Raw genomic sequence first — 26,210 nt, forward strand, 5'->3', positions numbered from 1 at the left:
CCTGTGCTCTCCCCTCACCCTTTGCCTTCGACGAACAGCCGACCGAGGTCGACCTCCTGCTCGAGCCGCTCGACACCGCCCTGGTAGCGGACCTTGCCGAGGACGAGCACCACCACGTGCCCGGCGACCGACAGCGCCTTGCGTACGTTCTGCTCGACGATCATGGTGGTCAGCCCCTGCTCGGCCAGGAGCTGGACCTTGTCGTACACCATGTTGATCATCTTTGGGGACAGCCCGAGCGACGGCTCGTCGAGCAGGAGCAGCCGCGGGCGCAGCATGATGACCTTCGCGATGGAGAGCATCACCTGCTCGCCGCCGGAGAGCGTGTTGGCAAGCTGGTCGCGCCGCTCCTTGAGCAGGGGCATGAACTCGTACGCCTGCTCGATCCGCTCCCGTACCTGGCTGCTCGGGCGCACGGTGTACCCGCACATGCGCAGGTTCTCCTCGACCGTGAGGAACGGGAAGACCACCCGGCCCTGCGGCACCATGCACATGCCGTGGCGGACCAGGGCGTGGGCGGGCTTGCCCGCCACGTCGGTGCCCTCGAGTTCGGTGGTGCCGCGCCAGGTGGGTACCAGGCCCGCCACGGTCTTGAGGAACGTGCTCTTGCCGGAGCCGTTCGGTCCGATGATCGTCGTGATCCGGCCGGCCGGGATGTCGACGTCGACGCCGTGCAGGATCTCCTGCCGGCCGTAACCGGACACCAGGTCGCGGGTGCGCAGCAGGGTGGGCGCCGCCGGCCCGTCCGCCTCGGCCACGCTGACGGCGGGTTCAGTCTCCAAGGAACGCCTCCCTGACCTCGGGGTCGCTCAGCACCTCGTCGGGCGTACCGGTGAGCATCGCCCGCCCGCCGTTGAGGACCGTGACGGTGTCGCACATACTCATGACGACGGGCATGTTGTGCTCGACCAGCAGCAGCGTCATCCCGCGGTCGCGCAACTCGCGCAGCCGCGCGACGATCTCGTCGGCCAGGCCCGGGTTCACCCCGGCCATCGGCTCGTCAAGCATCAGCAGGGTCGGCCCGAGCATCAGCACCTGGGCGATCTCCAGCAGCTTCTGCTGCCCGTACGACAGACCGGCCGCCTCCTGGTCGGCCAGCCGGCGCAGCCCGACGAACTCGAGCAGTTCGGCCGCCCTGTCCCGGCCGTCGGCCGCGCCGCGCCCGCGGGGCGCGAAGACCAGCAGGTTCTCCGCGACCGTGAGCGTGGGGAAGATGCGGGTGAGCTGGAACGTGCGGATTAGGCCGCGGCGGGACACCTGGTGCGGTGCGAGTCCCTGGACCGATTCGCCGGAGAACACGATCTCGCCGGCGTCGCACCGCTGGTACCGCGTGATGATGTCGAACAGGGTGCTCTTGCCCGAACCGTTCGGCCCGATCAGCGCGGTGATGCTGCCCCGCGCCACGTCGAGGTCGACGCCGCGCAGGACCTCCAGGCCACCGAAGGACTTGGTCACGCCCCGTACGGACAGGATCGGTTCCGCCTGCGAACCGGTCGCCGTCGTTGCCGTCGTTGACATCGCCGTCACCATCCGATCACCCGTCGCCAGCGCGGCGACTTCCGAAGCAGGCCGAGGATGCCGAACGGCATGTACAGCACGAGCAGGACCAGCACGACGCCGTAGATGACCAGATCGACGCCGGGACGCCCGCTCAGCTGGGTCGACAGGTACTGCGACAGCGGCACCAGCAGCACCGCGCCGACCGTCGCACCGAGGAAGCTGTTCATGCCGCCGAGCACGGCCATCAGCACGATCTGCACCGACAGCGTGAGCGCGAAGACCGAGCCCGGATCGATGAACAGGATGAACTGGGCGTAGAAGGTTCCGGCCGCGGCCGCGATCGCCGCGCTGATCGCGAGGGCCGCGAGCTTGCGCCGGGCCACGTTGATCCCGCCCCGGGCCGCGGCGACCTCGTCGTCGCGCACGGCGATGAGCTGGAAACCGACGTTGGAGCGCCGCATCCGGTACGCCACGGCGAGCACGACCAGCCACATCGCCATGACCACGAAGTACAGGACCGACCGGTTCTCGAACTGGAAGTTCAGGACGGAGTTGCCGGCATAGGGCAGCGCCACGCCCTGCGACCCCTTGGTGATGGCCGTCGCGCCGTTGGCCACCTCGTAGGCGACCTGGCCCAGCGCGACGGTCACCAGCGCGAAGTAGTCGCCGCGGATGCCGAACCGGAAGCACGGGTACCCGATGAGCAGCGCCATCACCACCGCGAGCGCCATGCCGGCGAGCATGCCCAGCCACGGGCTGACGTGGTAGTCCACGTACAGCAGCGTGGAGGTGTACGCACCGGCGCCCACGAAGGCGGCGTGGCCGATGGAGTGCATCCCGCCGTACCCGCCGGCGATGGTCCAGCTCGTACCGAGAATCGCGTACCAGAAGATCAGTACGCCGACCTGGAGGTAGTAGAACGGCATGCCCGGGATGAACGGCAGCGCCGCCGCGCCGAGGAGCAGCAGCACCGCCGGCACGATCACCGCCCACCCGGCCTCGGCGATGCCCCGGTTGCGCGGGGCCACCGCGGCGGCCGGCGCCGGTGCCTGTGCCTGTACCTGCGTCGTCATCACGCCACCCTCGCCGACCGGCCGAACAGCCCGTTCGGCTTAGCGATCATGGCCACGATGAACACGAGGAACACGAACGCCGTGGACATCTGGACGCTGACGAGCGTGGCGAACACGCTCTGGCAGATCCCGATGACGATCGCGGCGGCGGTCGCCCCGAAGACGCTGCCGAGCCCACCGAGGATGACCACGATGAACGCCATGACCCCGAAGGTGTCCCCGGCGTCCGGGTGGATCGAGTAGATGGGCGCCATCAGCGCCGCCGCGACCCCGGTCAGCGCGGTGCCGACGGCGAAGGCGACGGCGAAGATCCGGCGGACGTTCATCCCGGCCAGTTCGGCCGACTCGGGCTGCTGCGCCACGGCCCGGATCGCGGTGCCGAGCCGGGTGCGGTGCAGGAACAGGAACAGGAGGCTGACGGTCAGGGCCGAGCCGGCCACCGCGATGAGGCTGCCCAGGGTGATGCGTACGCCGCCGAGGGCGACCACCCGGTCGGCGAACGACGCGTTCACGGTCCGGTGGTCCGATCCCCAGATGGCGAGGCAGAGGTGCTTGAGCGCGAGCGCCAGCCCGAACGTGATGAGCAGCTGGCTGGTGCGCTCCTTCTTCAGCACCCGGTCGATCAGGCCGATGTGGACCAGGTAGCCCAGGCCGCCCATCACGACCACGACGGCCGGCAGCGTGACGTAGGAGTTGCCGCCGGTCACGACGTGGAAGATGTAGATGCAGTACAGGGCCACGGTGAGCAGGGCGCCCTGCGCGAAGTTAATGATCTTGGTTACACCGAAGATCAGGTTCAGGCCCGCGGCGACCAGGGCGTAGATCGCGCCCAGCGCGACGCCGCTGGCTAGGGCCGAGGCGAGCTGCATGGTGAGAGCTCCAGAGATCGGGGAAGACGGGGACGGGCCACGGTCGACTACCGCTGGCCCCAGGTCGGCATCGGGAAGATCGGCTCGGCCGCCGCGAGCGACTGCGGGTAGACCACCTGCAACTTGCCGCCCTGCCACTGCATGATGTAGGACTTGGCGCGCTCGTTGTCGCCCTTGTCGTTGAACTTGGCACCGAAGCCCTGCGGGGTGCCGCCGTCGGGGATGTCGGTCTTCTCGGCGGCCTGCCGGATGGAGTCGCCGGTGACCTTGCCGGACTGGACCGCGCGCGGCAGGACGTCCTTGACCAGGATGTACGCACCACCCAGACCGTCGCCGCAGTGCACCAGGCAGTCGTGGCCGACCTTCGCCCTGAAGTCGGCGCGGAGCTTGTCCAGCACCTCCTTGGCCTCCGGCTTGAGGTTGGCGCTGTTCATGTTCTCGACCGCCGGGGCCTCCACGTCGTACACGCCCTCGATCCCCTTGGCCCCGAACTTGTCCAGGAAGCTCGACGAGCTGAAGCCGGCGGAACCGATCACGGCCTTGACGTTGAAGTCCTGGGTACGCGCCGCCTGCCAGAGCAGCGGCGTCGAGGCGACCAGCGGCACGGCGAGCAGGACGTCCGGCTGGGCCGCCTTCAGCCGTACCACCACCGGCGTCACGTCGGTGCTGTTCTCCGGGTACGCCTCCCGGGCGACGATGGTGATGTTCTTGGCCTTGGCCTGCGCGACGATGGCGTCCGCGACGGACGTACCGAACGGACCGTCCTCGTGCGTGACGGCGACCCGGATCTGGTCCAGCGGCTTGCCGAGCTTGCCGGCGAGGTAGTTCTCCAGGAAGTCGATGTCGGCCGCGGCGTACGTCTCGGAGGCGCCCACGGTCCGCAGGAAGTACTTGTTGCCGGGCTGGGCGACGTTTGGCGCCACGGCGCCGACCTCCCACAGCAGCACCCGGTTGCGCTGCGCCACCGGAGCGATCGCCTGGGCGATGCCCGAGGCGTAGGAGCCGATGATGACCTGAACGCCGTTCTGGTCGATCATCCGCTGGGCGACGGTGGCACCGACGCCGGGGTTGCTCTGCGAGTCACCCTCGAAAATCTTGATCTTCTTGCCACCGACGCCGCCGTGCGCGTTCGCCCACTCCAGCACCATCTTGGCGGCGTTGTTCTGGTCGGTGCCCAGCGCCGCCTGGCCACCGGTGGTCGGGAAGATCAGGCCGACCTTCACCTCCTCGGCCGCACCCGAGGCCGCACCGCCGCCGCAGCCGGCCGCCGCCCCCACCACCAGCGCGGCGCCGACGAGCGAGGCACCGAGTCTCCTGCGGGTTGTGGCACTGCGCTGAACAGACATCTAGAACCTCCGCGCCATGTCAAGTACCCGGGCCATTAGGGGACCGGAGTCACACTGCCATGCAGTGGGACACGACTGTATACGGAAGTAGTCGCTTGTGTACACAGTTTCATCTGCATGCAATAATCTGTGTTCTGCATACAGATAGGAGCCTCGATGTCGTCGACATACGACCGTCTGCTCGACCTGATCCTCAGCAACAGCATCGAGGCGGACGAATCGCTGACCGAGACCAGGCTGGCCGAGAAACTGCACGTCAGCCGCACTCCGGTACGGGAGGCGCTCAAGCTGCTGGAGCAGGAGGGGATCGTCGAGCGGTCAGGCCGGGGCGTGCGCCTGAAGGTGCTGGGCCCCGAGGAGATCCTGGAGATCTACGAGGTCCGCAGCGCGCTCGAGGCGGCCGCGGCCCGGGGCGCCGCGCAGCGCCACACCGACCTGGACCTGTCCCGACTGGAGGCGATCCACGAGGAGATGCTCAAGCTCCCGGAGTCCGACGTGGAGGGGATGATCTCCTGGAACTACCGCTTCCATGAGGCGATGTGGCGGGCCAGCCACAACGCGACCCTGGAGGGCGTGATCACCCGGCTGATCAGCCGGCTGCGGCGCTACCCCCAGACGACCCTGTCCTTCCCCGGCCGGTGGGAGCTGGTGCTCGGCGAGCACCAGGAACTGATCGACGCCATCCGCGCCTCCGACCCCGACCGGGCCGGCACGATCGCCGGGGAGCACATGACCCGCGCCCGCGACGTGCGGCTGCGCATGTACGCCAGGCAGATGGCCGGCGGAGAGGAGTGACCGCTCCCCGGCCGTCGTCCGGGCCGGCACCCGTGACCGTGCGGTGGCCCCCGTGACCGTGCGGCGACAGCCCTAGCCGGCGCCGGCACCGGCCGCCGCCGCGATGGCCCGGCCGGCCCGGAAGCCGAACGCCATCCCGACGCCCAGGGTGGCGCCGGGTCCCGGGTAGCCGTCCGCGGTCCAGAACGCCGCGGCGTTGCCGACGGCGAAGATGCCGGGGATCGGCCGGTCCGCCCGGTCCAGGACCCGACCGTCCACGTCGGTCACCGGACCGCCCTTGCTGCCGATCGTGCCGGGCAGCATCCGCACCCCGTAGTACGGCGGGGTGTCGATCGGGCCGAGGTTCGGGTTGCCCGGCTGGTCCGGGTCGCCGTAGTAACGGTCGTACGCGTTGTCCCCCTTGCCGAACTCGTCGTCGGATCCGCGCGCGCACGCCTCGTTCCAGCGCGCCACCTGATCGCTCAGGCCGTCGGGGTCCACCCCGAGCCGGCCGGCCAGTTCCCGCACCGTGGGGGCGGAGACGATCCAGTCCGGTACCGGCCGGTCGGTGGCCAGGCCCGGCAGGGCGTACCGGCGGCGGTACCCCTCGTCGACGACGAGGTACGCCTCGGCGTGCGGGCACCGGCCGTCCGCGTCGCGGCGGTGCATCGCCTTGCCGATCTCGTTGTACGGCAGCGCCTCGTCGACGAACCGCCGGCCGGACCGGTCCACCAGGATCTGGCGGGGCGCGCCGCGCTCGCGGACCAACCCGCGGAACGCCGGGACGCCGTCCACCTCCTCGCCGGGCACGGACACCATCGGCATCCACCACCCCTGCCCCAGGTTGTCCACCCGCGCGCCGAGCCGCCGGCAGACGTCCAGCGCGTCACCGGTGTTGGACGGGCTCGAACCGGACGCGCCGAGCGCCGCCGGCAGGTACGCCCGGCGCAGCGCGCCGTTCTGGTCGTATCCTCCGGTGGCGAGCACCACGTGCGAGGCGAGCACGGTCACCGGGTCGCCGGCGACCCGCTCCAGCCGGACCCGCAGGCGCCCCCGCGGGTCCGGGTCGACGTCGACCACGCGGTGCCCGGTGACCACCTCACCACCGGCCCGCACCACGCCGTCGACGAGGGCCGCCGTCAGGGCGACCCCGGCGGTGACGACCCGGTCGGCCCGCCGGCGCTCGATCAGGTCCCGGTCGTAGCGGTGCGGGTACCGCCAGCGCTCCCACTCGGCGTGGGTCACCGGCACGTACCCGGGTGGCACCCGGACCCGGGCGGCGAGCGGGACCAGCGCGTCGAGGTGGAGCGGCGCCATGTCCAGGCACCGGCCGCCGAGCGTCGCGCCCGCGCGGTCGGGGTGGTAGTCGGGATAGTGGGGGCACGGCGCGAACCGGTGGGCGGTGTGCGCCTCCACGAACCGCGCCATCTCCGGCACCGCGTCCAGGAACGCCTCGGTCAGGTGGCCGTAGCCCGGGTCGAAGATGCCGGCGAGGTAGGTGCCCGCCGCCCGGCGGTCGGCCTCCGGATCGGGCTGGAAACGGTTGCCCGGCACCCACACCCGGCCGCCGGACAGCGCCGTCGTGCCGCCGAGCGCCTCGGCCCGCTCGCACACCAGGACCCGTAGCCCACCGATGGCACAGGTCAGCGCGGCGACCAGGCCGGCCGCACCGCTGCCCGCCACGAGGACGTCGACGTGCTCCGGCGACCCGCCGGCAGGTACCACGTTCATGACCACGCACCCACTCCCACGCTCCGGCCGAGCCTCCCATATCCTGGGCGTATAGCGCAACGGTGTGCGTAATACGCACCACTTGGTCATTTGAACCCGGGCCGGCCGCCGCGTATCCTCGGGCGACATGCGCGGCAGCTCAGACGTTCAGCGGTCCGGTCGTGACGACGTCACCCCAGCGGGTCGCGAGGAGGTCGCCCCGGCCGGCGGCGACCGGGTCACGCCGTCGGCCGCTCCCATGCCACCCGGCACCGCCGCCGGCGGGCCGGTCGCGCCGCAGCGCGGCGAGTTGGTCGGCGCCCTGGCGCACGGGCTGTCGATCCTGCAGATGTACAGCGACGACGACGGCATGGTCAGCGTCTCGGAAATGGCCCGCCACATCGGCGTGCACCGCAGCAACGCCTCCCGCCTGGCGGCCACGCTGCACGCCATGGGCTTCCTCAGCCGGGCCGGTGAGGCCGGGCAGTACCGACTCGGCCCGCAGCTGATCCGCCTCGGCCGCCTCGCCGGCAAGAACGACGACCTCCTCCGGGAGGCCGTCGGCCCGCTGCGCCGGCTCGTCGAGCAGACCGGGGAGACCGGCCACATCGGCGTGCTCGACGAGACCGAGACGCTGACGACCGCCGTCGTTGACGGCTGGCACACGGTGCGCATGCACGGCCAGGTCAACAAGCGCTCGCCGGCCCACTGCAGCTCGCTGGGGAAGGCGCTGCTGTCGGGGCTCGACGACGCCGCGGTACGCCGCCTGTACCGGGGGCGCCGGCTGACCGGCCGGACCCCGAACTCCGTCACCTCGGTCGCCGCGCTGCTCCGGGAGCTGGACCGGATCCGCGCCTGCGGGTACGCGATCGACAACGAGGAGCTGGAGCTGGGCCTGCGGTGCATCGCCGCGCCGATCCGGGACGCGGACGGCGCGGTGGTCGCCAGCCTCGGGCTGTCCGGGCCGGCGCTCCGGCTGACCGAGACCGCCGTGGCCGACCTCGCCGACGCCGTCGTGGCGGCCGCGGCGCGGGCGACCGCGGCGATCGGAGGACACCCGCTGCCCGCCGAGGCCGGGCGGCCCCGCGCCCACCGCCGGTAGCCCGACCCCGCCGCCACCTCCGGCGGCCCGGCACCCCGGGCGGGTCCGACAGGCGGCGGCGGGGTCGCGACACCCGCCTACGCCGGTACCGCCGCGGCGGCACGCCGCTCGCTGAACTCCCTGGCCGCGGCGTGCCACTCCACCACGGCGACGCCGTCGTCCACCGTGGCGCCGGTCCACGCCGCACCGTTCACGGCGGCCGAGAACGCGCGGACCTGGGCGACGTACGGGTCGGCGGCCGGGATCTCGACGTCGCGGCCGCTGGAGTCGGTGAGCCGGCCGCCGCCGGTCCAGAAGTCGGTCACCCGGACCCAGCCCTGCGTACCGCTGGCCTCCAGGTACGAGGCCGGGCCGGGGGTACCGGTGGAGGCCCGCACGACGACCGTCGCCTCCCCGCTCGCCAGCATGACACAGGACAGGTCGTCGACGGCGAGGGAGCGTCCGGGAGAGGAGAGCCGGGCGGCCCAGAAGTCCAGCCGCCCGAGCAGTGCCTGGGCCGCGTCGAGCAGGTGCGTGCCGAGGTCGGCGATGCTCCACCCACCGCTCTGGGCCGGGTCCGTGCGCCACGCGGTCGGCTGGGCCGGTCCGGCCACGCCGTGGTGGATGACGAGCGAGGACAGGGTACCGATCCGGCCGTCGGCGAGCGCCTCGGCCATCGCCGTCACCGCGGGGTTGAACCGGTGCTGGAAACCCACGCCCGCGAGCACCCCGGTGGCGGACAGGTCGGCGGCCAGCGCGCGGGCTGCCTCGACGTCCAGCGCCAGCGGCTTCTCCACCAGGACGGCGTGCCCGGCGTTGGCGGCTGCCAGGGCGTGCGCGGGATGCTGCGCGGTGGGTGACGCCACCCAGACGGCGTCCACCGCGTCGTCGGCGAGCATCTCCTCGAGGCTGCCGAACGCCGTACCGCCGAACTTCTCGGCGAACCGTGCGGAGCTGGCGGCGGACGACCCGAAGGCCCCCACCACGCGATGCCCCGCGGCCAGCACGCTCGGCGCGAACCGGCTCTCCACCCAGCCGCTCGCCCCGACGAAGGCCCATCCCACCTGACGTTCCGTCACCGTGTCCCCATCTCCCGATCTCCGCGTTGGTACCGCGCCCCGCGCCGCGGCGGTGACACCTCACGCCACACCGTCGGTGCGCTATACGCAACGCGTTGCGCAATGAATGCCCAACTATGTAATATCCCCGACGGCTGGTCAAGAGTGGACGCGCAGGTCCGGGCCAGTACGTCGACTGCAGTCAGGAGTACTCATGAGGCTCGACCTGTCCGCCACCACCGGACTACTGACCGACGGACGATGGCGGTCCGGCGCCGAGCGCCTGGCCGTGTGCGACAAGTACACCGGCGACACCATCGCCGAGGTGGACGTGCCGGACGCCGACCAGGTCGACCGGGCACTGGCGACGGCGGCGGCGGCCGCCCGGTCGACGTTCCCGGTCACCGCCCGCGCCGCCGTGCTGCGCGCCGCGATCCAGCACCTGACGTCGTGCCAGCGCGAGATCGTCGCGACGTACGTCGCCGAGACCGGGTTCACCCCGGCCGACGGTGAGGTCGAGTTCGGACGGACGCTGCAGATCTTCGAACTGTCGGCCCAGGAGGCCGAGCGGCTGACCGGAGAGGTCGTGCCGGTGCACTCGGTGCCCGGCCACGAGAACTCGCTGTGCTTCACCCAGCGGGTACCGGTCGGCGTGGTCGCCGCGGTCACGCCGTTCAACGCGCCGCTGAGCACGGTCGCGCACAAGATCGCCCCGGCGATCGCGGCCGGGAACTCCGTCGTCCTCAAGCCGGCGGAGCTGACCCCACTCAGCTCGATCGCGCTGGTCCAGGCCCTGCTGGAGGCCGGCCTCCCCGAGGGCCGGATCCACCTCCTGTGCGGCCCGGGCGAGACCGTCGGCGACCAGATCGTCCGGCACCCGGCCGTCAGGTACATCAGCTTCACCGGCTCCACCGCCGTCGGGCGCCACATCAGGGCGGTGTCCGGCCTGGCGCGTACCCAGCTGGAACTGGGCTCCAACAGCCCGACCCTGCTCTGGCGGGACGCGGACCTCGACCTCGCCCTGCCACTGGTCGTCCGGGCCGGCTACCGCAAGGCCGGGCAGGTGTGCACCTCGGTCCAGCGGCTCCTGGTGCACCGCGACATCGCCGACACGGTGACCGAGCGGCTGGCCGAGATGGTCCGGGCGCTGCCGCACGGCGACCCGCGCGCGACCGGCACGGCGGTGGGCCCGGTCATCAGCACGGAGAGCGCCGAACGCGCGCAGGGCCTCATCGACGACGCGGTCGCGCGGGGCGCCCAGGTCAGCGTCGGCGGGGCCAGCTCCGGTGCGATGGTGGAGCCGACCCTGCTCACCGACCTGCCCGAGACCGCCCGCCTGTCACAGGACGAGGCCTTCGCGCCGGTCATGGCCGTGTCCACCGTGCACTCCCTGGCCGACGCGGTCCAGCGCGCCAACGCCACCAGGTTCGGCCTGCAGGCCGGTGTCTTCTGCCAGGACCTCGACGTCGCCTTCGCGTTCGCCCGTGACCTGGAGATGGGCGGAGTGATCATCAATGACACGTCCAGCTACCACCCCGACCCCATGCCGTACGGGGGCGTGAAGGAGAGCGGGCAGGGCGTCGAGGGGCCCCGCTACACCGTCCAGGACATGACCGACTCCCGTACGGTCGTGCTCCGGCTGCGGCAGCCCGCCGACGGCGCGTGACGCCACCGCGGCGCCGCCGGCGGATCAGTCCAGCCGGTACAGGCGCCCTGCGTTGCCGGCGCCGACCATCGACGCCACCCGAACGGCATCCGTACGGGTGAGGGCTCCGTCGTCGACCCACCCGGCCAGCAGATGCGCGAACGAGTGCCGGAACTGCGCGGCCCCGACCAGGTACAGCTCCGGCAGCCGGTAGGCGTCCGACGAGTACAGCACCTTGCCCAGCGGCGCCAGCTCGCAGAACTCGGCGAGCACCGGGTCGGCCCGGGTGCCGAGGTGGCTGACGGTGAGCCCGACGTCGAGGTACACGTGCGGGTAAACCTGGGCGAGCCAGCCGGCCTGTCGGTGGTACGGGTAGCAGTGCAGCAGCACCAGCGGGGTACCCGTCGGCTCGACCGCCGCACAGAACGGTTGCAGCAGCGCCGGGTCGGACCGGGCCAGCACGAGGTCCCGGTCGCCGAACCCGGTGTGCAGCTGTACCGGCAGCCCGGTGTCGACGCCGCACCACAGCACGTGCCGCAGCAGCACCGGATCGGTGAGCCGGGCGCCGGGTGTCCGCAGCCACCGCCCTGCCGCGGCCGTCACCTCGGCCGTGGTAGGCCGGGCCGGGTCGACGTCGAGCCCGTGCCGGTAGGCCAGGATCGACTTGACCGCGACGGCCCGGGTGGCGGCCGCGACCAGCGCCTCGGCATACGCGTCGGCGAATCCGGCGGCCGGCACGCCGCTGGCCGCCACCCGCTCCGCGACGCGCTCCAGCCGCACCACCTCCCGGGCCGGGGCGCCCGCGACCGCACCCAGGTCGTCCAGGTCGACCCCGTCCGGTAGGCCCGTGTCGACGAGCAGCGCGCTCAGGCCGCAGGCGGCCAGCAGCCGCCGGGCGGCCGCGGGCGCGCCGATCGCGGCGCGATGCTCCAGGTACACCTCGACCGGCGCACCCGAGGGCGCGCCGATGGCCGGCGCGCACCAGCGCCGCAGCGCGAAGCCGAGCTGACCGTCCAGGTAGGACACGCCGGGGGGTGACGGCACCGATGCCTCGGTGCACCACAGCGCGAAGTCGTCGGGGTCGACCGGCCCGGTGGTCACTCCGTGGCAGTGCGCGTCGACCAGCGGCAGGTCCGCCAGGAACCGCGACACCGACGGAGTCGACATGAGTGCCATCTTTCCAGGAGACGGGGCACCTGTGGATCCCGAGCGGTTCGGCTCCGCCGGTGGCCGCCGACGCCGCGGACGTCCCGCTCAGCCGTCGACGGCCCACCGGGAATGGACCTTCGTACATATGATCCCCGGATGGCGACCTTCCCCGGTGCCGACGGCACCCACCTCACCTACCACCCGACCGGCGAGGGTGACCCGCTGATCTGCCTTCCCGGCGGCCCCATGCTGCCCTCGGCCTACCTCGGCGACCTGGGCGGGCTGTCCGCACACCGCTCGCTGGTGCTGCTCGACCTGCGCGGCACCGGAGACTCGGCGGTACCGGCGGACCCGGGCAGCTACCGGTGTGACCGGCTGGTCGACGACGTCGAGGCGCTGCGCGTCCATCTCGGACCGGACCGGTTCGACCTGCTGGCACACAGTGCGGGTGCCGCTGTCGCGGTGCGCTACGCCGCCCGGTACCCGGACCGCATCGGCCGCCTCGCGCTGGTCACCCCCAGCCCGCTCGTGGTGGGGCTGGAGATCACCGACGCGGATCGCCGACAGGTCGCCGAGCTGCGCCGAGGGGAGGCCTGGTTCCCGGAGGCCTTCGCCGCGTTCGAGCGGATCTGGGCGGGCGACGCCGCCGACGCCGACTGGGACGCGATCACGCCGTTCACCCACGGCCGCTGGGACGCCGCCAGCCAGGCGCAGAGCGCCCGGGAGGCGAGCCAGAAGAACACCGACGCGGCCGCCGCGTACTACTCGGCCGGCGCCCTCGACCCGCAGGCCACCAGGTCCGCCCTCACCCACCTGCGGGCGCCGGTCCTGCTCCTCGCGGGCGAGTACGACGTCGCGCTCCCCCCGAAGGCCGCCACCGAGTACGCCGGCCTGTTCCCGCAGGGTCAGGTGGCGGTGCAGCCGCGCGGCGGACACTTCCCCTGGCGCGACGACCCGGAGTGGTTCGCGCAGACCCTGGCGGGCTTCCTGCGCTGACGCCTCGTCGACGCCGAGATGCGTGGCGACCGCGTACCCGGCGTCGGCGCAACCCGCGCCACCGTGGCAGGTACCACCGGCTGCGTAGGCCCTACGCCGCACGTACTCAGCGCGGCGTAGGGACGACGCCGAATGTACGCGGCACGGCGTAGGCCAACTGCCGCCCTGGACGGGATGGACGGCGACCGCCGATTCGGAAGGCTTTGGCGGAGACGTCAACTGTTCCGCCGCGGCGTGACCGACGGCCGGCACGACGGAAAGGAAGGATCACCGTGACAGCTCGGGTGACGGGTCGAGGGGGCTGGTGGGGCCTGCTGTTCGTGCTCGCGTTCGTCGGTAGCGGGGTCGCGGCATGAGCCGGGCGGTGCGTACTCCCGCTCCGGGCGGCACGCGCCCCACCGGCCGGCGCGTCTTCGCCCTACCCCGCCGCGTGCGGCGCCTCATGGTCATCGCACACATCGCCGTGTCGGTCGGCTGGTGGGGGCTGTCGCTGTGCCTACTCGCGCTGGCTACCACCGCCCGGCTGTCCGACCAACCGGCAACGATCCAGGCCGGCTACCGGGCGATGGCCATCCTTGCCCACACCCTCGTCCTCCCGGTGAGCGTCGCCTCGCTACTCACCGGGCTCCTGCTCTCGATCGGCCGGCCCTGGGGGCTGACCCGGCACTACTGGATCCTCGCCAAGCTCATCCTCACCGTCGCCGCCGCCATCGCCTCGAACATCGCGTTGCCCGCCCTGATCGGCGGGGCGGTGGCACACCTGTCCACCGGCCCGTCCGGAGTCGACACCCGGACAGCCAACGGCCTCGTCATCGCACCCGCCGTCGCGGTCGCCACCTACACGGCGATCGTCGCCATCTCGGTGCTCAAACCGTGGGGCCGGATCGGCCACCGGCCCCGGTGACCGGTGCCCCGCGACCAGCGGTCAGGGAATCGGCGGCCAGGTCTGCTTGAGGACCTGGAACGCGTCGAGGGCAAAGTACGACCGCGGCGAGTCCGACCGGAAGGTCAGGTACACGGTGTGCACCCCGTAGATCTCCGAGCTGCCGTGCCGGACGGACGACCACTCCCAGGTGCAGCACCGGCCCTGCGAGGAGGCGAGGGTGACGCTCACCAGCGGCGTGCTGTCCGGGCGGTCGAGGCGAAGCTCGATCGTGCCCGGGCCGTACTGACCCCACCGCCAACGGGCGAAGCCGCTGGCGGTGGCGGGGCTGGCGCCGAAGTCGACCCCGTCGTAGCGCAGCCAGTCGCCGTTGCCGATGCGGGTGACCGCTCGGCCACCCGACGCGGTCGGGTCCACGATGACCCGCGTACCCCGTTGGGCGTCGTAACTCTCGGCCTCGATGACCGTGTCGACCGGGCGTACCGTCGCGGCGGCCGCCGGGACCGCCGCGGTGACCACGGCGCCGGCCGTCATCATGGCGGCGGCCGCGAGCAGCCGCCACACCCTGTAGTCCGACATGCGTCTCTCCCCTGCCAATGTGCGGACCGGACGGATTCACTCATTGAAGAGTATCGAAGTTATGGTGCTGGTGGCTGCCCCGACGAAAGGAAACAACACCCGACGGAGACCACCACACGCCCACCGACGCGGGCGCCCCGCCGCCGCGGCTCGCCCGCCCCCCGACAGCACTACCCGGCAGTAACATGCGACCGTCAAGTACCGCGGACGGCTCCTGGCCGCCGACGAGTCCACGCGGGTGGCCCAGGACTCGTGGCCCTACGACAAGGTCATCCTGATGGCCTTCGACGACCACGAGAGCTACCGACGATGGGCCGGCTCCCCCGAATACCAGCAGATATCGAAGGACCGGGTGGCCTCGACGGACGGCGTCGTGCTGGTGGTCAACGGCATCCCGAGCGGCCCGGCCGGTCGGGACCGTGGGCCGGTACGGGCCGCCCTACGCCCCGGGGACCACCCGGCGTCCGGGACCAAAGTCCGGCTCGTGCGGGCCGAACGGCGGCGGCGCTCCGTCGTCCGCACCTGGACGCTGGAAGTGCGAACCGGCCGGCCGACCAGCACCCTGACAGGAGGCACATCATGGACCGCGCGAAGATCGTGGTTGGCGTCGACGGTTCCGCGTGCAGCCTGGAGGCCCTGCACTGGGCCGCGCGGCAGGCACAGCGCCACCACGTCGCACTCGAGGTGGTGCTCGCCTACCACTGGCGGGTGCCGGGAGCGCGGCTGGCGGCCAGCCCCGAACTCGCCGATCAGGTAAAGGATGTCGCCGCGGCCGTCGTCGACGCGGCGGTCGCGGAGGCGCGTACCATCGCGCCGCGCGCGCACGTCCACGGCCGGGTGGTCGCGGGCGAGCCGAACCCGGTCCTGCTCGACGCGGCCGACGACGCCGGCATGCTGGTCGTGGGTAGCCGCGGCGCGGGCGGCTTCGCCGGCCTGCTCGCCGGTTCGGTCGGCATCCGGGTCGCCACCCAGGCGCCCTGCCCGGTCGTGGTCGTCCGGGGGCGCACCGATGACGACACCGGCCCCGTGGTCGTCGGCGTGGACGGCTCCACCGCGGCCGACGTGGCCCTGGCTACCGCGTTCGAAGAGGCCGCCCGACGCGGCAGCGCCCTCGTGGCGGTGCAGGCATTCACCGTGCCGCTGCCGCCCTGGACCATGGGGCCGCCTCCGATCGTGTGCGACCCGGCCCAGATCGCCGCCGACCTGCGCGCCGTCCTGGTCGGGCAACTCGCCTCGTGGCGCGACAAGTACCCCGACGTCCCGGTCGAGTACGCCGTCAGCCACAGCAGCGCCGCGGCCGCACTGGTGAACCAGTCACTGCGGGCCGCGCTCGTGGTCGTCGGCACCCGTGGTCACGGCGCGGCCAGGGGCCTGCTGCTCGGCTCGGTCGGACTGCAACTCGTCCACCACGCCGACTGCCCGGTCCTGATCGCCCGCGCGCGGACCGGAGGCTGACAGCGATGAGCACCGGTCAGCCGTCGATCGCCATGGTGAGCCCGGAGGGGATCACCGCACCGGGCGGGGACACCGTGTTGTCAGCTGAGTAACGGTGAGTAACGTCAGGCTCGTGAAGTACTCGCTCCCCCGACCCCCCGGTCCGGAGTGGGACGGGCATCTGTTGCTGCTGCACGGCTCGGAGGCCGAGCGGCTGTCGAGCCTGGCGGCGTGGATATGCCGTGGACTCGACCACGGCGACAAGGTCGTCTACGCCGAGGTGCCCCGAACGGCGGGAGAATCGGTACTCGACAGCCCGGACGGGTGCGGAGTCGAGTTCGCTGCGGCGGTCGCCGACGGCCGCCTGGTGGCGCTGCCGTTGGAGCGGTTCTACTCACGGGGCGACCAGGAATCGGTCGTCGACCAGGCCCTGGCCGAGGGGTTCCGGTCGGTACGGATGGCCACCGAGGCCAGCGCCACGTTCGGCACCGAGTCGTGGTCGGCCTACCTCGACATCGAGCGGACGATCGACCGGCTGTGCCGGACCCGACCGGTGTCGGCGCTGTGCCAGTACGCGCATGCGGCTACCGCGCCAGCGACGCTGCGCGAGCTTGTCGCGGTGCACCGGGCCCGGTTGCGGCACTCCGCTCTGAACATGGCCTCCGACCCCCGGGGCCTGGTTCTCAGCGGGGAGATCGACTGCGGAAACGCCGACGCGTTCGCCGCCGCCCTCGCCATCGCGAGCGCCTGCGGCGAACGGATGTTGCGGCTGGACCTCACCGCGCTGGAGTTCATGGACGTGACCGCCTGCCGGCAGCTGCTACACGCCAGCCACGGCTTCCGGCAGGCTGGCGGGCACGTGATCCTGGAAGCGCCCCGATGGATGGTGTCCTGGACGTTGCGGCTCCTGGGCATCGACCAGTTCGCCGGCATCGATCTGCTCGGCGGTGAGCAGTGAGCGCTCCGACCGCAACCGGCTACGTCCACCAGGTGCTGTTCTTCACATCCCCGGATGAGCTGCTCGCCACGGCGGTGCCGTTCCTGCGCGACGGGCTGACCGCCGGTGACATGGTGATCCTGACCTGCCGCGACGAGTACAACGCGCTGCTCGTCGGCGCGCTCGGCCCGGACCCGCGCATTGCCTGCGTCCAGCCGGGCGGCATCTACACCCGGCCGGCCGTGGCCGCCGACGCCTACCACCGGATGGTCGCGCAGCGGGCCGCGGGCGGCGCCCGGCGGACCCGCGTGGTGGGCGAGCCGCGCTTCGGCGCCGACCCCGACTGGGCAGAGTGCAGCCGGTTCGAGGCGATCTGCAACGCCGCGCTGGCCACGTCTCCGTTGACGAGCGCCTGCGCCTATGACGTCGGGGCGGTACCCGAACCGGTGATCGGGGACCTGGCCGACGCCCATCCGTTCGTGCTCACCCCGACCAGCCGCATCCGCAACGAACGGTACGTCGATCCCGCCACGTTCCTGCGCCGGTCCACAGCCGGGCCGGACCCGGCGGAGCAGACCAACCCGGCGGTGGAGTTCGCCGCGCTGATAGATCTCCAGCAGGTAGCCGCCCTGCGCCGCTGGCTACGCAGCGCGCTCCACGCGTACGCCGTGGACCCGTCGGTCACGGCGGACCTCGTGGCCGCGGTCCACGAGGTGGTCGTCAACGCTCTCGTCCACGGGAGGCCACCGGTACGGGTACGGCTCTGGACCCCGCCCGGGCGACTGGTGTGCACGGTCACCGACGCCGGCAAGGGCTTCGACGACCCGCTCGCCGGATACGTACGGCCCGACCGCGACGATACCTTCGGCCTCGGCGCCGGGCTGTGGCTGGTCCGGCAGCTGTGCGACCGGATCGAGACGGCGCGGACCCCCTCCGGCTTCACCGTGCGGCTGATCACCTCGACCCGGCTCTCCGTCGACGCGCGCTGACTGCACGGCCTGCGGTCCGTGCCCGGGCGACCGCAACTCCCGCGACCGGTCCGCGGCGCGCTCCCGGCGACAATCGCCCGTTCCGGGGGACCTTCGTCGGCCGTCACGTGGGTAGCCGCTGCGCGCCCGCCGTGGCGGCCCGGCGTCGGATGCCGCCGCCACGGCGGCGACCGCCGTCGCAGGAAGGGAGCCCACGTGACCGCCGCAGAGTTGACCACCATCGCCGGACCGTCCCGCCGCGCCTCGTACCGCACCGGTCTGGCCGCTGTCGGTCCGGCCTTCGTCGCGGCCGTCGCCTACGTCGACCCGGGCAACTTCGCCACCAACTTCGCCGGTGGCGGTGCCTACGGGTACCGGCTGGTGTGGGTCGTCGTGGCGGCCAGCCTCATCGGCGTCCTGGTCCAGTCGCTGTCGGCCAAGCTCGGGCTCGCCACCGGGCGCAGCCTGCCGCAGCTGTGCCGGGACCGGTTTCCCCGCCCGGTCACGCTCGGGCTGTGGCTGCAGGCCGAGGCGGTCGCGATGGCCACCGACCTGGCCGAGGTCCTCGGTGGCGCGATCGCCCTGCACCTGCTGCTCGGCCTGCCGTTGCCGGCCGGAGCGGGAGTCACCGCGGTCGTCGCGGTCGGGCTCACGATGGTTCACGCCCGGCGGGCCCGCCGCTTCGAACTCCTCGTCGCGGGGCTGCTGGCGGTCGTGCTGGTCGGCTTCGCGTACCAGCTCGTGGCGGCTCCGCCCGATCCGGGCGGCCTCGCCCGCGGCCTGGCCCCGAGCTTCGCCGACACCCGGTCGCTCGTGTTCGCCGTCGGCATCCTCGGGGCGACCGTCATGCCGCACGCCATCTACGCCCACTCGGCCTTGACCAGTGGTGGTCGGCATCCGGGCGCGGCCGACGCGCCCGCCGGCGACGCGACCCACCGCCGGCGGCTGCTGCTGCGGTGGCAGCGGATCGACATCGCCGTCGCGATGGGGGTGACCGGCGTGCTCAACGTCGCCATGCTCGCCCTCGGCGCGGCCGTGTTCACCGGCGGCGACCCCGCCGCCGGGTCGCTGGTCGGAGTACACGATGGACTGTCCGCCGCGGCCGGTACGGGCGCCGCGACGGCCTTCGCGCTGGCACTGCTCGCTTCCGGGTTCGCCTCGTCCGGGGTGGGCACCTACGCCGGGCAGGTCATCATGGACGGTTTCCTGCGCCGGAGGGTACCGCTCGTGGTGCGCCGCGCCGCGACCCTCGCCCCGGCGCTGGCCGTCATCGCGCTCGGGGTGGAGCCGACCGCCGCTCTGGTGGTGTCACAGGTGGTGCTGTCGTTCGGCATCCCGTTCGCCCTCGTACCGCTGATCCTGCTCACCTCCCGCCGGGACGTGATGGGCCCGCTGGCCAACCGCCGGTGCACGGTGCTCTTTGCCGGGGCCGCCGCCATCCTGGTCACCGCGCTCAACGGCTACCTGCTGGTCGCGCTGGTCGCCTGACGGCGGACCGCTCGTTTCGGGGTGGGCGCCCGGGGTAGCGCCGGTCCGCGACCGTCACGCGGCGCGGCAGACCGACCGTGAGGAGGCCAGTTGTTCACCCATGTCAAGGACCTCCAGTTCGAGGTTCGTGTCGAGAAACCGGATCCACGCTTCGCCACCCTGCTCCAGGAACAGTTCGGCGGCGCCAACGGCGAGCTCAAGGCGGCGATGCAGTACTTCACCCAGGCGTTCGTCCTGCGCCAGAAGAATCCCCGGATGTACGACCTGTTCATGGACATCGCCACCGAGGAGTTCACCCACCTCGAGATCGTCGGCACGATGATCACAATGTTGCTCGACGGGTTGAACGACGACCTGAAGCAGGCCAACGAGCGGTGCGATTGGATGCCGCTGATGGCCACCCGCGACGGTCGTGAGCAGGTGATCCACCAGGTCGCCGTGAACCCGCTGTTCCTGACCCAGACCGGCGGCTGCGTGGACGTGGTCAACTCGGCCGGCACGCCGTGGATGGGCACCTACGTCAACGCCAACGGCGACCCGACGGTCGACCTGCGCAGCAACCTCGCGGCCGAGTCCCGCGCCAAGATCGTCTACGAGTACCTCAAGCAGTTCACCGACGACCCCGGCATCCAGGACACCCTCACCTTCCTGATGACCCGCGAGGTCGCGCACTTCCAGCAATTCACGGCGGCGCTCAACGAGCTGCCCGAGAACTTCCCGCCGGGCCGGCTCCCCGGCGACGACCGGTTCCAGAACGTGGCGTTCAACATGTCCGACGGCCAGTCCGCGCGGGGGCCCTGGAACCAGGGGCAGGGCCCCTGGCCGCAGGGGGTGGAGTGGCGCTACGTCGAGCGGCCCGTCGAGCAGTGGCTGTCGTCGCCCGAACACACCAACCGGGGTCAGGAGACGGCACCCGGCGGACGGCCCGCCGTCCAGGGCACCAAGCCGTTCGTACACCAGGATCACGTTCCCGCCGGTGGCGGCACCCGCAGGTGAGGCCGCGGCACACGTTCGGCGCGGCCACCGGTCAGCGACGCCGGCCGTCGCCGGTCCGGTGGCCGCGGCGGCGGAGCACGAACCCGACCGGGTACCACAGCACCGCGAGGACCCGGTCGACCGGACCCGGCCGGTCACTAGGCCGGTACGCGCAGGCGTTCGGACAGCCGGGTCTCGTAGAAGTCGAGGAACCCGTCCGGGTCGGGGCCCGCGTTCTGCAGCACCAGCCGGTCGAAGCCGGCGTCGACGTACCTGTGCACCGCGCGCTCGTACGCATCCACGTCGGGACCGACGGCGAACTGCGCGCGAATGTCCTGTTCGGTGACGGTCGCCGAGGCCGCCGCGAAGTTGACCGGGTTGGGCAGCTCGCTCATCACCTTCCAGCCGGTGACCGCCCACCGGTTGGTCTCCAGCGCCGCGCGTACCGCCTGCTCCTCGTCGCGGGCCCAGGCCACCGGTACCTCGGCGTACCGGGGGCCGGACCCGCCCGCGCTCCGGTACGTCTCGACGATCTCGGCCTTCGGCTCGGTGGCGAACAGCCCGTCACCCAGCTCGGCGGCGAGCGTGGCCGACACCGGTCCACTGGCCGCCACCACGATCAGCGGCAGGGTGTCGGGCAGGTCGAAGACCCGGGCGTCCTCGAGCCGCAGGTGGTCGCCCTCGTAGGAGTGGTACCCGCCGGACCACAGCCGCCTGATGATCTCCAGTGCCTCCTGCAGCCGCTCGTGCCTGCCCCGTACGTTGGGAAAGCCCTCCCCCACGATGTGCTCGTTGAGCCGCTCGCCGGCGCCGATGCCGAGGGTGAACCGGCTCTCGGAGACGATCGCCAACGTCGCGGCCGCCTGGGCGATGATCGCCGGGTGGTAACGCACCGTCGGGCAGGTCACCCCGGTCGCGAGCCCGATCCGCTCGGTACGCGCGGCGATCATGCCCAGCACCGTCCACGCGAACGGCGAGTGGCCCTGCACGTCCAGCCAGGGATGGAAATGGTCGCTGATCTCCACGAAGTCGAACCCGACCTGCTCGGCGCGTACCGCCTGGCGGATGAGCTCCTTCGGCCCGAATGCCTCGGCGGCGAGTTTGTACCCGAACTGCATGGCTGCCCCCTCGTGTCCGGTCGCTGCCTACCCGTCTGCCCGGCACGGTGGCCGGTACACCCACCACGCTGGCGTGCGTCGATCCCGGCGACGCGCGGCGGCGCGGCGGCGCGGCGGCGCGGCGGCGCGGCGGGCCACCGCGCATCACGTACCGCGCCGGCACCGTTTGACCGGGGTGCGGCCGGGAAGCACGCGTCGTGGACCCGGCGGGGGTCGCCGGGCCGCCTCGCGGCGGAACGGATACGGCACGCAGAGAAGGTGATCACCGGTGACCGAACCGGAAGCGGGTCGCACCGAACCGCGTCGCACCCCCGAGCGGCCCGTCGACCGGCTGTCCCAGGACATGGCCGACGTGGCCCGCACCGAACTGGTGAAGATCCGCGACGAGGTGGTCGAGACGGCCCGGGGCGCCGGGACCGGCGTCGGCCTGCTGCTCGCCGCCGGGGCGTGCGGGGCGTTGGCGGTCCAGTCGGCCTCCATCGCGCTCCTGCGCGCGCTGGAGGCGAACATGCGGCCCGGGCGCGCCGCGGCGACCCTGACCGTCGCCTACCTCGCGGCCGCGGCCACGCTCGCGGTCTTCGGCATCGCCCGGCTCCGGATGGCCGGAGGCCACTCCGAGGAGGTGTCCCGCGAGGTCCGCCGGGTCATGCCGGCCCGGCTGTACCGGTGGTGAGCCCGTCGGCCGGCGGGGACGGCATGAGCCACGGCCCCGCCGACGGTCCGGTCCCCGCCCGTCCGCCCGTACCGCCGCGCGCGGACGAGAACTTCCCGGTCGCGCTGCGGGTACTCCCGGCGGCCACCCGCCGGCACCTGCTCGCCCTGTACGGGTACGCCCGCCACGTCGACGACCTCGGTGACGAGCCACCGCCGTCGGCGAGTGGCACGGACGTCATCGCTGCGCTCGACCGGTTCGAACACGAGTTGTGGGCGGTGTACGCCGGGGCTCCCGCCCGGCACCCGGTCATCGCGGCGCTGGCGCCCACCATCGCGGCCTGCCGGCTACCCGTCGACCCACTGGTCCGCCTGGTCGAGGCGAACCGGGTCGACCAGATCGTCTCCCGGTACCCGACCTTCGACCAGCTCGTGGCCTACTGCCGGTTGTCAGCCAACCCGGTCGGGGAACTGGTGTTGCACGTGTTCGGCTGCGCAACGCCCGAGCGGCTGGAGCTGTCCGACCGGATCTGCACCGCGCTGCAGGTCGTCGAGCACCTCCAGGACGTCGCTGAGGACTTACACCGTGGCCGGATCTACCTGCCCAAGGAGGATCTGGACCGGTTCGGCGTGCCGGAGAGCGATCTCGGCGGCGCCACGGCAAGTCCCCGGCTGCGCGAACTGCTGGCGTTCGAGAGCCAACGGGCCCGGGCGTGGCTGGACGCGGGCGCGCCCCTGGTGTCGACCCTGCGCGGCTTCGCGCGCTTGGCGGTCAGCGGCTACGTCGCCGGTGGCCGGGCCGCGCTGCGGGCGCTCGACCGCGCCGGGTACGACCCGCTGCCCGGGCCGCCGAAGGCCGGCCGGCGCGACGTCCTCGTCCAACTGCTCGCCGCCACGGTGCGCGGACCGGGGTGACCCGTCCCCGCCGACCCGCCGGGCGGATCACCCGCTACCGCTGCGCCGACGGTCGGTGCAGGTGCGGGTGTGGGAGATGGTGGGGACGGTGATGCGCCTCGACCAGGTGTGTGGCGGCGAGGGTGTACACGCCGACGGTCATCACCGCCAGCGCCACGATCTCGACGGCGAGCGCCAGCGGCGCGATCCGCAGGGAGCCCTCGAGCACCCCGATCCCGATGGCGACGCCGGCGATGGGCTCGGCCGCCGCCACCGGCGGGTAGGACACCGGCAGCGGCGCGAGCTTGTACGCGCTCTGTGCGAGCAGTATCCCGACCACGGCGACCGCGACGACCGCGTACGGGGTCCACGACAGCAGCAGCGCCAGCGGCCCGTGGTGGAACAGCCGGCGCATGGCGGTGCTGGTCAGGGCTGCCTGTAGGCCGAAGAGCATGCCGGCGCCGAGCCCGAGCACCGCCGCCTCGTGCTGCGGTCGCAGTCGCCGGGCGAGCGCCACCAGCCCGCCGGTGATGATGCCGATCGCCGCCGCGGCGAGCGCCCACGTCCACGCCGGGGCGTCCGCCCGGCGGCCCGGGCTCGGCTCCCCGGCGAGCAGGAACGTGGCCACGCCGACGACCACGGCCAGCGCGCCCGACCATTCCCGTCGGCCGACCCGGTAGCGGCTCCACACGGCCGCGACCGGCAGCGCGAACAGCAGCCCCGTGACGGTCAGCGGCTCCACCAGGGCGACGCTGCCGAGGCCGAGGGCGATACCGGCGAGGATGTTCCCGGTCACCGCGACGGCGATGCCGCCCAGCCACAACCGCTGGTGCACCAGGTACCCCAGCAGCCGCCAGTGCAGGACCGCACCGGACGGGGCGCGAGCCGCCGCGCGCTGCTGGATCGCGGTGCCGATCCCGATCAACGCTGCGGCGCAGACCGCCATGGCGTACACCATGCCGACTGGCTTACCCGCCGGCCCGGCCGTGGACACCTCTGCCGCCGGGCGGTGTCGGCGCCGCAGGCGAGGTGGACACCCCCGGCGCGGCGTACCGGGCCAGCAGCAGCACCCCGCCGGTCAGCGCGAGCAGCGCACACACCTCACCGACGACGTACCAGGTACCCGTACGGATCGACTCGCCCAGCCAGACCAGCCCGGCGGCCAGCGACACCAGCGGGTCGGTGACGGTGATGACCGTCAGCGCCGGCGCGCCGAGACGGCCGGCCTGGTAGGAGTTCTGGTTGAGCAGCACGCCCACCGGGCCGAGCACGATCAGCGCATACAGCTGCCACTGCCGGACCAGGGCGGACAGCCCCTCGCCGAAGTGGTCCGACAGGCTGCGGACGAGGCTCGCCGTGACGCCGTAGCAGACTCCGGTGGCCAGCGACAGCGGCAGCGCGCGCCACCGGCGCCCGACGGTGGCCGCCAGCACCAGGCAGGCCACGAAGGCGATGCCGAGACCGAGTGCCAGCGGTAGGGCCGACCAGGGGCTGCCCGGCCGCGGTCCGGACGACCGGGACGGGCGTGCCAGCAGCAGGAACACGGACAGGCTGCCCAGGCACAGGAGGACGCCGCAGACGAGCATCCGCTGCGGCGGGTGGCGGTGGACCAGCGTGGAGATCACCACGAACCACAGCACCCCGGTCACGAGCAGCGGCTGGACCAGGATCAACGGCGCGTACCGCAGCGCCAGCACCTGCAACGCGAAGCCCAGGATCGCCAGCCCGACCGACCGGCGCCACAGACGATGGCCGAGCAGGTCGATCAGCAGCCGTGGGCTGCCCGCCACCCGGAGGGGTACCTCGTGCGTGGCACGGTGCTGGAGGAACCCGGACGTCGCGAAGCTCGCGGCCGACAGGAGCGCCGCCGGAACGCCGACGGCGAGGGCGAGGGCGGCGCCGTTCACCGGATCTCGCTGGCCCCTCCGGCCTCCGCGCCGTCGGTACCCGGTACGCCTCCCGGATGCGGGTCACCATCACCGCACCGCTCGCCCCGGTCCGGTAGCACGGACCGGACGAACGCGGCGAGCTGGGCCGCGTCATGGCAGGTGTGGGCCAGGCCCGCCATCGTCATCAGCGCGGCGTTCGCCGTGCCGTGGCCGGCGATCGGCCGGTACATCACCACCGTCCGCCGCGTCGCCACCGCCTCCAGGGCGGTGGCTCCACCCGCGTTGGTGACGACGAGATCGGCCGCGCGCAGCAGCGACGGCATGGTGTCGACCCAGCCGAGCGGCAGCAGCCGCCGCCTCGGCTCGCCCATCGCCGCCAGTCGTCGCCGCAACTCCCGGTTGCGCCCGCACACCGCGACGACCTGCACGGCGTCCCCGAGCGACAGCAGCGCCCGGACCGCCTCCTCGACCACGCCGAAGCCGTACGACCCGCAGGCGACCAGGACCACCAGCCGGTCGGCCGCCAGCCCCAGGCAGCTGCGGGCCTCGTCGCGGTCGCCCGGCTGGAACCGTGCCGACACCGGAGGCCGGCACACCGAGACGGCGGCGCCCGGCGCCGCGGCGAGCGCCACCGCGACCGCGGACGGGTCCACGACGAAGTTCCGGTCGATCTCCGGGTAGATCCAGAACGGGTGCGGGGCGAAGTCCGACACCCAGGTACCGATCGGCGCCGAGAGCCCGCGGCGGCGCAGCCACACCAGGCCGGCGGTGCCGAACTGGTAGGTCGACAGCACCAGGTCCGGCGGGAACTGCGCGACCACCGTCCCGAGCCGGGGGCCGACCAGCGCGCCGACGAAACGCTTCGACGCCTCCGCGAACCACCGGTGCCGCCACAGCGAGGCGTAGAAGAGGTCGTACAGCCACGGGGTGCGCTCCACGTTGACCAGGTACGTCCATCGACATGCCGGCCCGAGTCGCGGCCCCAGCAGTTCCAGGGTGTCGACCCAGCGCAGCCGGGCCTCCGGCCACGCCTGCTCGACCTGCTCGACCAGCGCCCGCGCGGTCGCGTCGTGCCCGCCGCCGATGCCGGCCGAGACCACGAGTACCCGCCGTACGGTCGGCGCCCCGCCGGACCGGTGGGCTGCCAGGTCGAGCACGGACCGGTCGGTCACGGCGGATCCCCTCGGCTCACG

The 26,210-nt window shown here is 72.7% G+C and carries 25 protein-coding genes and 1 pseudogene; 13 read left to right on the forward strand and 13 right to left on the reverse strand.

Annotation, left to right across the window (positions count from 1 at the left end):
• Positions 1–14 precede the first annotated feature (14 nt).
• From ACNTMW_RS02450 to ACNTMW_RS02470, 5 genes are read right to left on the reverse strand one after another with little or no spacing between them, the layout of a single operon-like run.
• Positions 15–782 carry an ABC transporter ATP-binding protein gene (locus tag ACNTMW_RS02450; protein ID WP_426631644.1) on the reverse strand — a complete coding sequence of 256 codons (768 nt, stop codon included), beginning with the start codon at positions 780–782 and terminating at the stop codon, positions 15–17.
• Positions 772–1,518 (reverse strand): ABC transporter ATP-binding protein, encoded by a 747-nt coding sequence (locus ACNTMW_RS02455; RefSeq protein WP_426631645.1) that lies wholly within the window; start codon positions 1,516–1,518, stop codon positions 772–774. Before ACNTMW_RS02455 ends, ACNTMW_RS02450 begins: the two co-directional genes overlap by 11 nt.
• A 5-nt stretch (positions 1,519–1,523) precedes the next feature.
• Positions 1,524–2,573 (reverse strand): branched-chain amino acid ABC transporter permease, encoded by a 1,050-nt coding sequence (locus ACNTMW_RS02460; protein ID WP_426631646.1) that lies wholly within the window; start codon positions 2,571–2,573, stop codon positions 1,524–1,526.
• Positions 2,573–3,442, reverse strand: a complete 870-nt coding sequence (locus ACNTMW_RS02465) for a branched-chain amino acid ABC transporter permease (protein ID WP_426631647.1) — start codon at positions 3,440–3,442, stop codon at positions 2,573–2,575. Before ACNTMW_RS02465 ends, ACNTMW_RS02460 begins: the two co-directional genes overlap by 1 nt.
• A gap of 47 nt (positions 3,443–3,489) precedes the next feature.
• Complete coding sequence (locus tag ACNTMW_RS02470; protein ID WP_426631648.1) at positions 3,490–4,788, reverse strand: ABC transporter substrate-binding protein; 1,299 nt, start codon at positions 4,786–4,788, stop codon at positions 3,490–3,492.
• Positions 4,789–4,944: 156 nt separating this feature from the next.
• Between ACNTMW_RS02470 and ACNTMW_RS02475 the strand changes: the two genes are divergently transcribed.
• On the forward strand, positions 4,945–5,583 hold the full coding sequence (locus ACNTMW_RS02475; RefSeq protein WP_426631649.1) for a GntR family transcriptional regulator: 639 nt from the start codon (positions 4,945–4,947) through the stop codon (positions 5,581–5,583).
• Between the two features lie 72 nt (positions 5,584–5,655).
• On the opposite strand, the gene ACNTMW_RS02480 is transcribed toward ACNTMW_RS02475, so the two are convergent.
• Positions 5,656–7,293 (reverse strand): FAD-dependent oxidoreductase, encoded by a 1,638-nt coding sequence (locus tag ACNTMW_RS02480; protein WP_426631650.1) that lies wholly within the window; start codon positions 7,291–7,293, stop codon positions 5,656–5,658.
• Between the two features lie 127 nt (positions 7,294–7,420).
• Between ACNTMW_RS02480 and ACNTMW_RS02485 the strand changes: the two genes are divergently transcribed.
• Positions 7,421–8,374 carry an IclR family transcriptional regulator gene (locus tag ACNTMW_RS02485; RefSeq protein ID WP_426631651.1) on the forward strand — a complete coding sequence of 318 codons (954 nt, stop codon included), beginning with the start codon at positions 7,421–7,423 and terminating at the stop codon, positions 8,372–8,374.
• Between the two features lie 77 nt (positions 8,375–8,451).
• Here the strand turns inward: ACNTMW_RS02485 and ACNTMW_RS02490 are convergent, their stop codons facing one another.
• Entirely contained in the window at positions 8,452–9,432 is a 981-nt protein-coding gene (locus tag ACNTMW_RS02490) for a Gfo/Idh/MocA family protein (RefSeq protein ID WP_426631652.1), read from the reverse strand.
• 193 nt (positions 9,433–9,625) lie between these two features.
• Between ACNTMW_RS02490 and ACNTMW_RS02495 the strand changes: the two genes are divergently transcribed.
• Positions 9,626–11,077 carry an aldehyde dehydrogenase family protein gene (locus ACNTMW_RS02495; RefSeq protein ID WP_426631653.1) on the forward strand — a complete coding sequence of 484 codons (1,452 nt, stop codon included), beginning with the start codon at positions 9,626–9,628 and terminating at the stop codon, positions 11,075–11,077.
• Positions 11,078–11,101: 24 nt separating this feature from the next.
• Here the strand turns inward: ACNTMW_RS02495 and ACNTMW_RS02500 are convergent, their stop codons facing one another.
• Positions 11,102–12,223, reverse strand: coding sequence for an amidohydrolase family protein (locus ACNTMW_RS02500; RefSeq protein ID WP_426631654.1), 1,122 nt, complete (start codon positions 12,221–12,223; stop codon positions 11,102–11,104).
• 138 nt (positions 12,224–12,361) lie between these two features.
• Here ACNTMW_RS02500 and ACNTMW_RS02505 point away from each other — a divergent pair, with 138 nt between their 5' ends.
• Positions 12,362–13,201: an alpha/beta fold hydrolase gene (locus ACNTMW_RS02505; protein WP_426631655.1), complete on the forward strand. Its 840-nt coding sequence runs from the start codon at positions 12,362–12,364 to the stop codon at positions 13,199–13,201.
• Between the two features lie 352 nt (positions 13,202–13,553).
• The gene (locus tag ACNTMW_RS02510) at positions 13,554–14,105 is read left to right on the forward strand and encodes a hypothetical protein (protein ID WP_426631656.1); all 552 of its coding nucleotides are present in this window, start codon (positions 13,554–13,556) and stop codon (positions 14,103–14,105) included.
• Positions 14,106–14,126: 21 nt separating this feature from the next.
• Here ACNTMW_RS02510 and ACNTMW_RS02515 read toward each other — a convergent pair whose 3' ends face one another.
• Positions 14,127–14,663 (reverse strand): carbohydrate-binding protein, encoded by a 537-nt coding sequence (locus ACNTMW_RS02515; protein WP_426631657.1) that lies wholly within the window; start codon positions 14,661–14,663, stop codon positions 14,127–14,129.
• Between the two features lie 205 nt (positions 14,664–14,868).
• Between ACNTMW_RS02515 and ACNTMW_RS02520 the strand changes: the two are divergent.
• The 6 genes and pseudogenes from ACNTMW_RS02520 to ACNTMW_RS02545 all read left to right on the forward strand — a co-directional run.
• A pseudogene (locus tag ACNTMW_RS02520) lies at positions 14,869–15,042 on the forward strand (DUF1330 domain-containing protein); the annotation flags it as partial.
• A gap of 200 nt (positions 15,043–15,242) precedes the next feature.
• Entirely contained in the window at positions 15,243–16,118 is an 876-nt protein-coding gene (locus ACNTMW_RS02525; RefSeq protein ID WP_426631658.1) for a universal stress protein, read from the forward strand.
• A 112-nt stretch (positions 16,119–16,230) separates the two neighbouring features.
• A complete protein-coding gene (locus tag ACNTMW_RS02530; protein ID WP_426631659.1) occupies positions 16,231–17,055 on the forward strand; it encodes an MEDS domain-containing protein in 825 nt (274 codons plus the stop codon).
• Positions 17,052–18,023 carry an anti-sigma factor RsbA family regulatory protein gene (locus tag ACNTMW_RS02535; protein WP_426631660.1) on the forward strand — a complete coding sequence of 324 codons (972 nt, stop codon included), beginning with the start codon at positions 17,052–17,054 and terminating at the stop codon, positions 18,021–18,023. The genes ACNTMW_RS02530 and ACNTMW_RS02535 overlap by 4 nt, the downstream gene beginning before the upstream one ends.
• A 195-nt stretch (positions 18,024–18,218) precedes the next feature.
• Positions 18,219–19,490: an Nramp family divalent metal transporter gene (locus tag ACNTMW_RS02540; RefSeq protein WP_426631661.1), complete on the forward strand. Its 1,272-nt coding sequence runs from the start codon at positions 18,219–18,221 to the stop codon at positions 19,488–19,490.
• 90 nt (positions 19,491–19,580) lie between these two features.
• A complete protein-coding gene (locus ACNTMW_RS02545; protein ID WP_426631662.1) occupies positions 19,581–20,486 on the forward strand; it encodes a manganese catalase family protein in 906 nt (301 codons plus the stop codon).
• A gap of 137 nt (positions 20,487–20,623) precedes the next feature.
• Here ACNTMW_RS02545 and ACNTMW_RS02550 read toward each other — a convergent pair whose 3' ends face one another.
• On the reverse strand, positions 20,624–21,583 hold the full coding sequence (locus tag ACNTMW_RS02550; RefSeq protein WP_426631663.1) for a TIGR03557 family F420-dependent LLM class oxidoreductase: 960 nt from the start codon (positions 21,581–21,583) through the stop codon (positions 20,624–20,626).
• Between the two features lie 268 nt (positions 21,584–21,851).
• On the opposite strand from ACNTMW_RS02550, the gene ACNTMW_RS02555 reads away from it, so the two are divergent.
• Positions 21,852–22,256, forward strand: coding sequence for a phage holin family protein (locus ACNTMW_RS02555; protein WP_426631664.1), 405 nt, complete (start codon positions 21,852–21,854; stop codon positions 22,254–22,256).
• 23 nt (positions 22,257–22,279) lie between these two features.
• Entirely contained in the window at positions 22,280–23,149 is an 870-nt protein-coding gene (gene hpnC / locus ACNTMW_RS02560; protein WP_426631665.1) for a squalene synthase HpnC, read from the forward strand.
• A gap of 34 nt (positions 23,150–23,183) precedes the next feature.
• Here the strand turns inward: hpnC and ACNTMW_RS02565 are convergent, their stop codons facing one another.
• Genes ACNTMW_RS02565 through ACNTMW_RS02575 form a run of 3 tightly spaced genes read right to left on the reverse strand, consistent with a single transcriptional unit; the run spans position 23,184 to position 26,189 of the window.
• Positions 23,184–24,086, reverse strand: coding sequence for a DMT family transporter (locus ACNTMW_RS02565; RefSeq protein ID WP_426631666.1), 903 nt, complete (start codon positions 24,084–24,086; stop codon positions 23,184–23,186).
• Between the two features lie 10 nt (positions 24,087–24,096).
• Positions 24,097–25,035: a DMT family transporter gene (locus ACNTMW_RS02570; protein ID WP_426631667.1), complete on the reverse strand. Its 939-nt coding sequence runs from the start codon at positions 25,033–25,035 to the stop codon at positions 24,097–24,099.
• Positions 25,032–26,189, reverse strand: coding sequence for an MGDG synthase family glycosyltransferase (locus ACNTMW_RS02575; RefSeq protein WP_426631668.1), 1,158 nt, complete (start codon positions 26,187–26,189; stop codon positions 25,032–25,034). The genes ACNTMW_RS02570 and ACNTMW_RS02575 overlap by 4 nt, the downstream gene beginning before the upstream one ends.
• Positions 26,190–26,210 lie beyond the last annotated feature (21 nt).

Origin of the sequence: Planosporangium spinosum, assembly GCF_049999945.1 — a bacterium.
Classification (GTDB): domain Bacteria; phylum Actinomycetota; class Actinomycetes; order Mycobacteriales; family Micromonosporaceae; genus Planosporangium; species Planosporangium spinosum.

What these genes read in the sequence shown, in the direction of transcription:
- ACNTMW_RS02455 (WP_426631645.1), bottom strand. Translation starts at nt 1,518, where the DNA reads ATGTCAACGACGGCAACGACGGCGACCGGTTCGCAGGCGGAACCGATC.
- ACNTMW_RS02460 (WP_426631646.1), bottom strand. Translation starts at nt 2,573, where the DNA reads ATGACGACGCAGGTACAGGCACAGGCACCGGCGCCGGCCGCCGCGGTG.
- ACNTMW_RS02465 (WP_426631647.1), bottom strand. Translation starts at nt 3,442, where the DNA reads ATGCAGCTCGCCTCGGCCCTAGCCAGCGGCGTCGCGCTGGGCGCGATC.
- ACNTMW_RS02470 (WP_426631648.1), bottom strand. Translation starts at nt 4,788, where the DNA reads ATGTCTGTTCAGCGCAGTGCCACAACCCGCAGGAGACTCGGTGCCTCG.
- ACNTMW_RS02475 (WP_426631649.1), top strand. Translation starts at nt 4,945, where the DNA reads ATGTCGTCGACATACGACCGTCTGCTCGACCTGATCCTCAGCAACAGC.
- ACNTMW_RS02480 (WP_426631650.1), bottom strand. Translation starts at nt 7,293, where the DNA reads ATGAACGTGGTACCTGCCGGCGGGTCGCCGGAGCACGTCGACGTCCTC.
- ACNTMW_RS02485 (WP_426631651.1), top strand. Translation starts at nt 7,421, where the DNA reads ATGCGCGGCAGCTCAGACGTTCAGCGGTCCGGTCGTGACGACGTCACC.
- ACNTMW_RS02495 (WP_426631653.1), top strand. Translation starts at nt 9,626, where the DNA reads ATGAGGCTCGACCTGTCCGCCACCACCGGACTACTGACCGACGGACGA.
- ACNTMW_RS02500 (WP_426631654.1), bottom strand. Translation starts at nt 12,223, where the DNA reads ATGTCGACTCCGTCGGTGTCGCGGTTCCTGGCGGACCTGCCGCTGGTC.
- ACNTMW_RS02505 (WP_426631655.1), top strand. Translation starts at nt 12,362, where the DNA reads ATGGCGACCTTCCCCGGTGCCGACGGCACCCACCTCACCTACCACCCG.
- ACNTMW_RS02510 (WP_426631656.1), top strand. Translation starts at nt 13,554, where the DNA reads ATGAGCCGGGCGGTGCGTACTCCCGCTCCGGGCGGCACGCGCCCCACC.
- ACNTMW_RS02515 (WP_426631657.1), bottom strand. Translation starts at nt 14,663, where the DNA reads ATGTCGGACTACAGGGTGTGGCGGCTGCTCGCGGCCGCCGCCATGATG.
- ACNTMW_RS02525 (WP_426631658.1), top strand. Translation starts at nt 15,243, where the DNA reads ATGGACCGCGCGAAGATCGTGGTTGGCGTCGACGGTTCCGCGTGCAGC.
- ACNTMW_RS02550 (WP_426631663.1), bottom strand. Translation starts at nt 21,583, where the DNA reads ATGCAGTTCGGGTACAAACTCGCCGCCGAGGCATTCGGGCCGAAGGAG.
- hpnC (WP_426631665.1), top strand. Translation starts at nt 22,280, where the DNA reads ATGAGCCACGGCCCCGCCGACGGTCCGGTCCCCGCCCGTCCGCCCGTA.
- ACNTMW_RS02565 (WP_426631666.1), bottom strand. Translation starts at nt 24,086, where the DNA reads ATGGTGTACGCCATGGCGGTCTGCGCCGCAGCGTTGATCGGGATCGGC.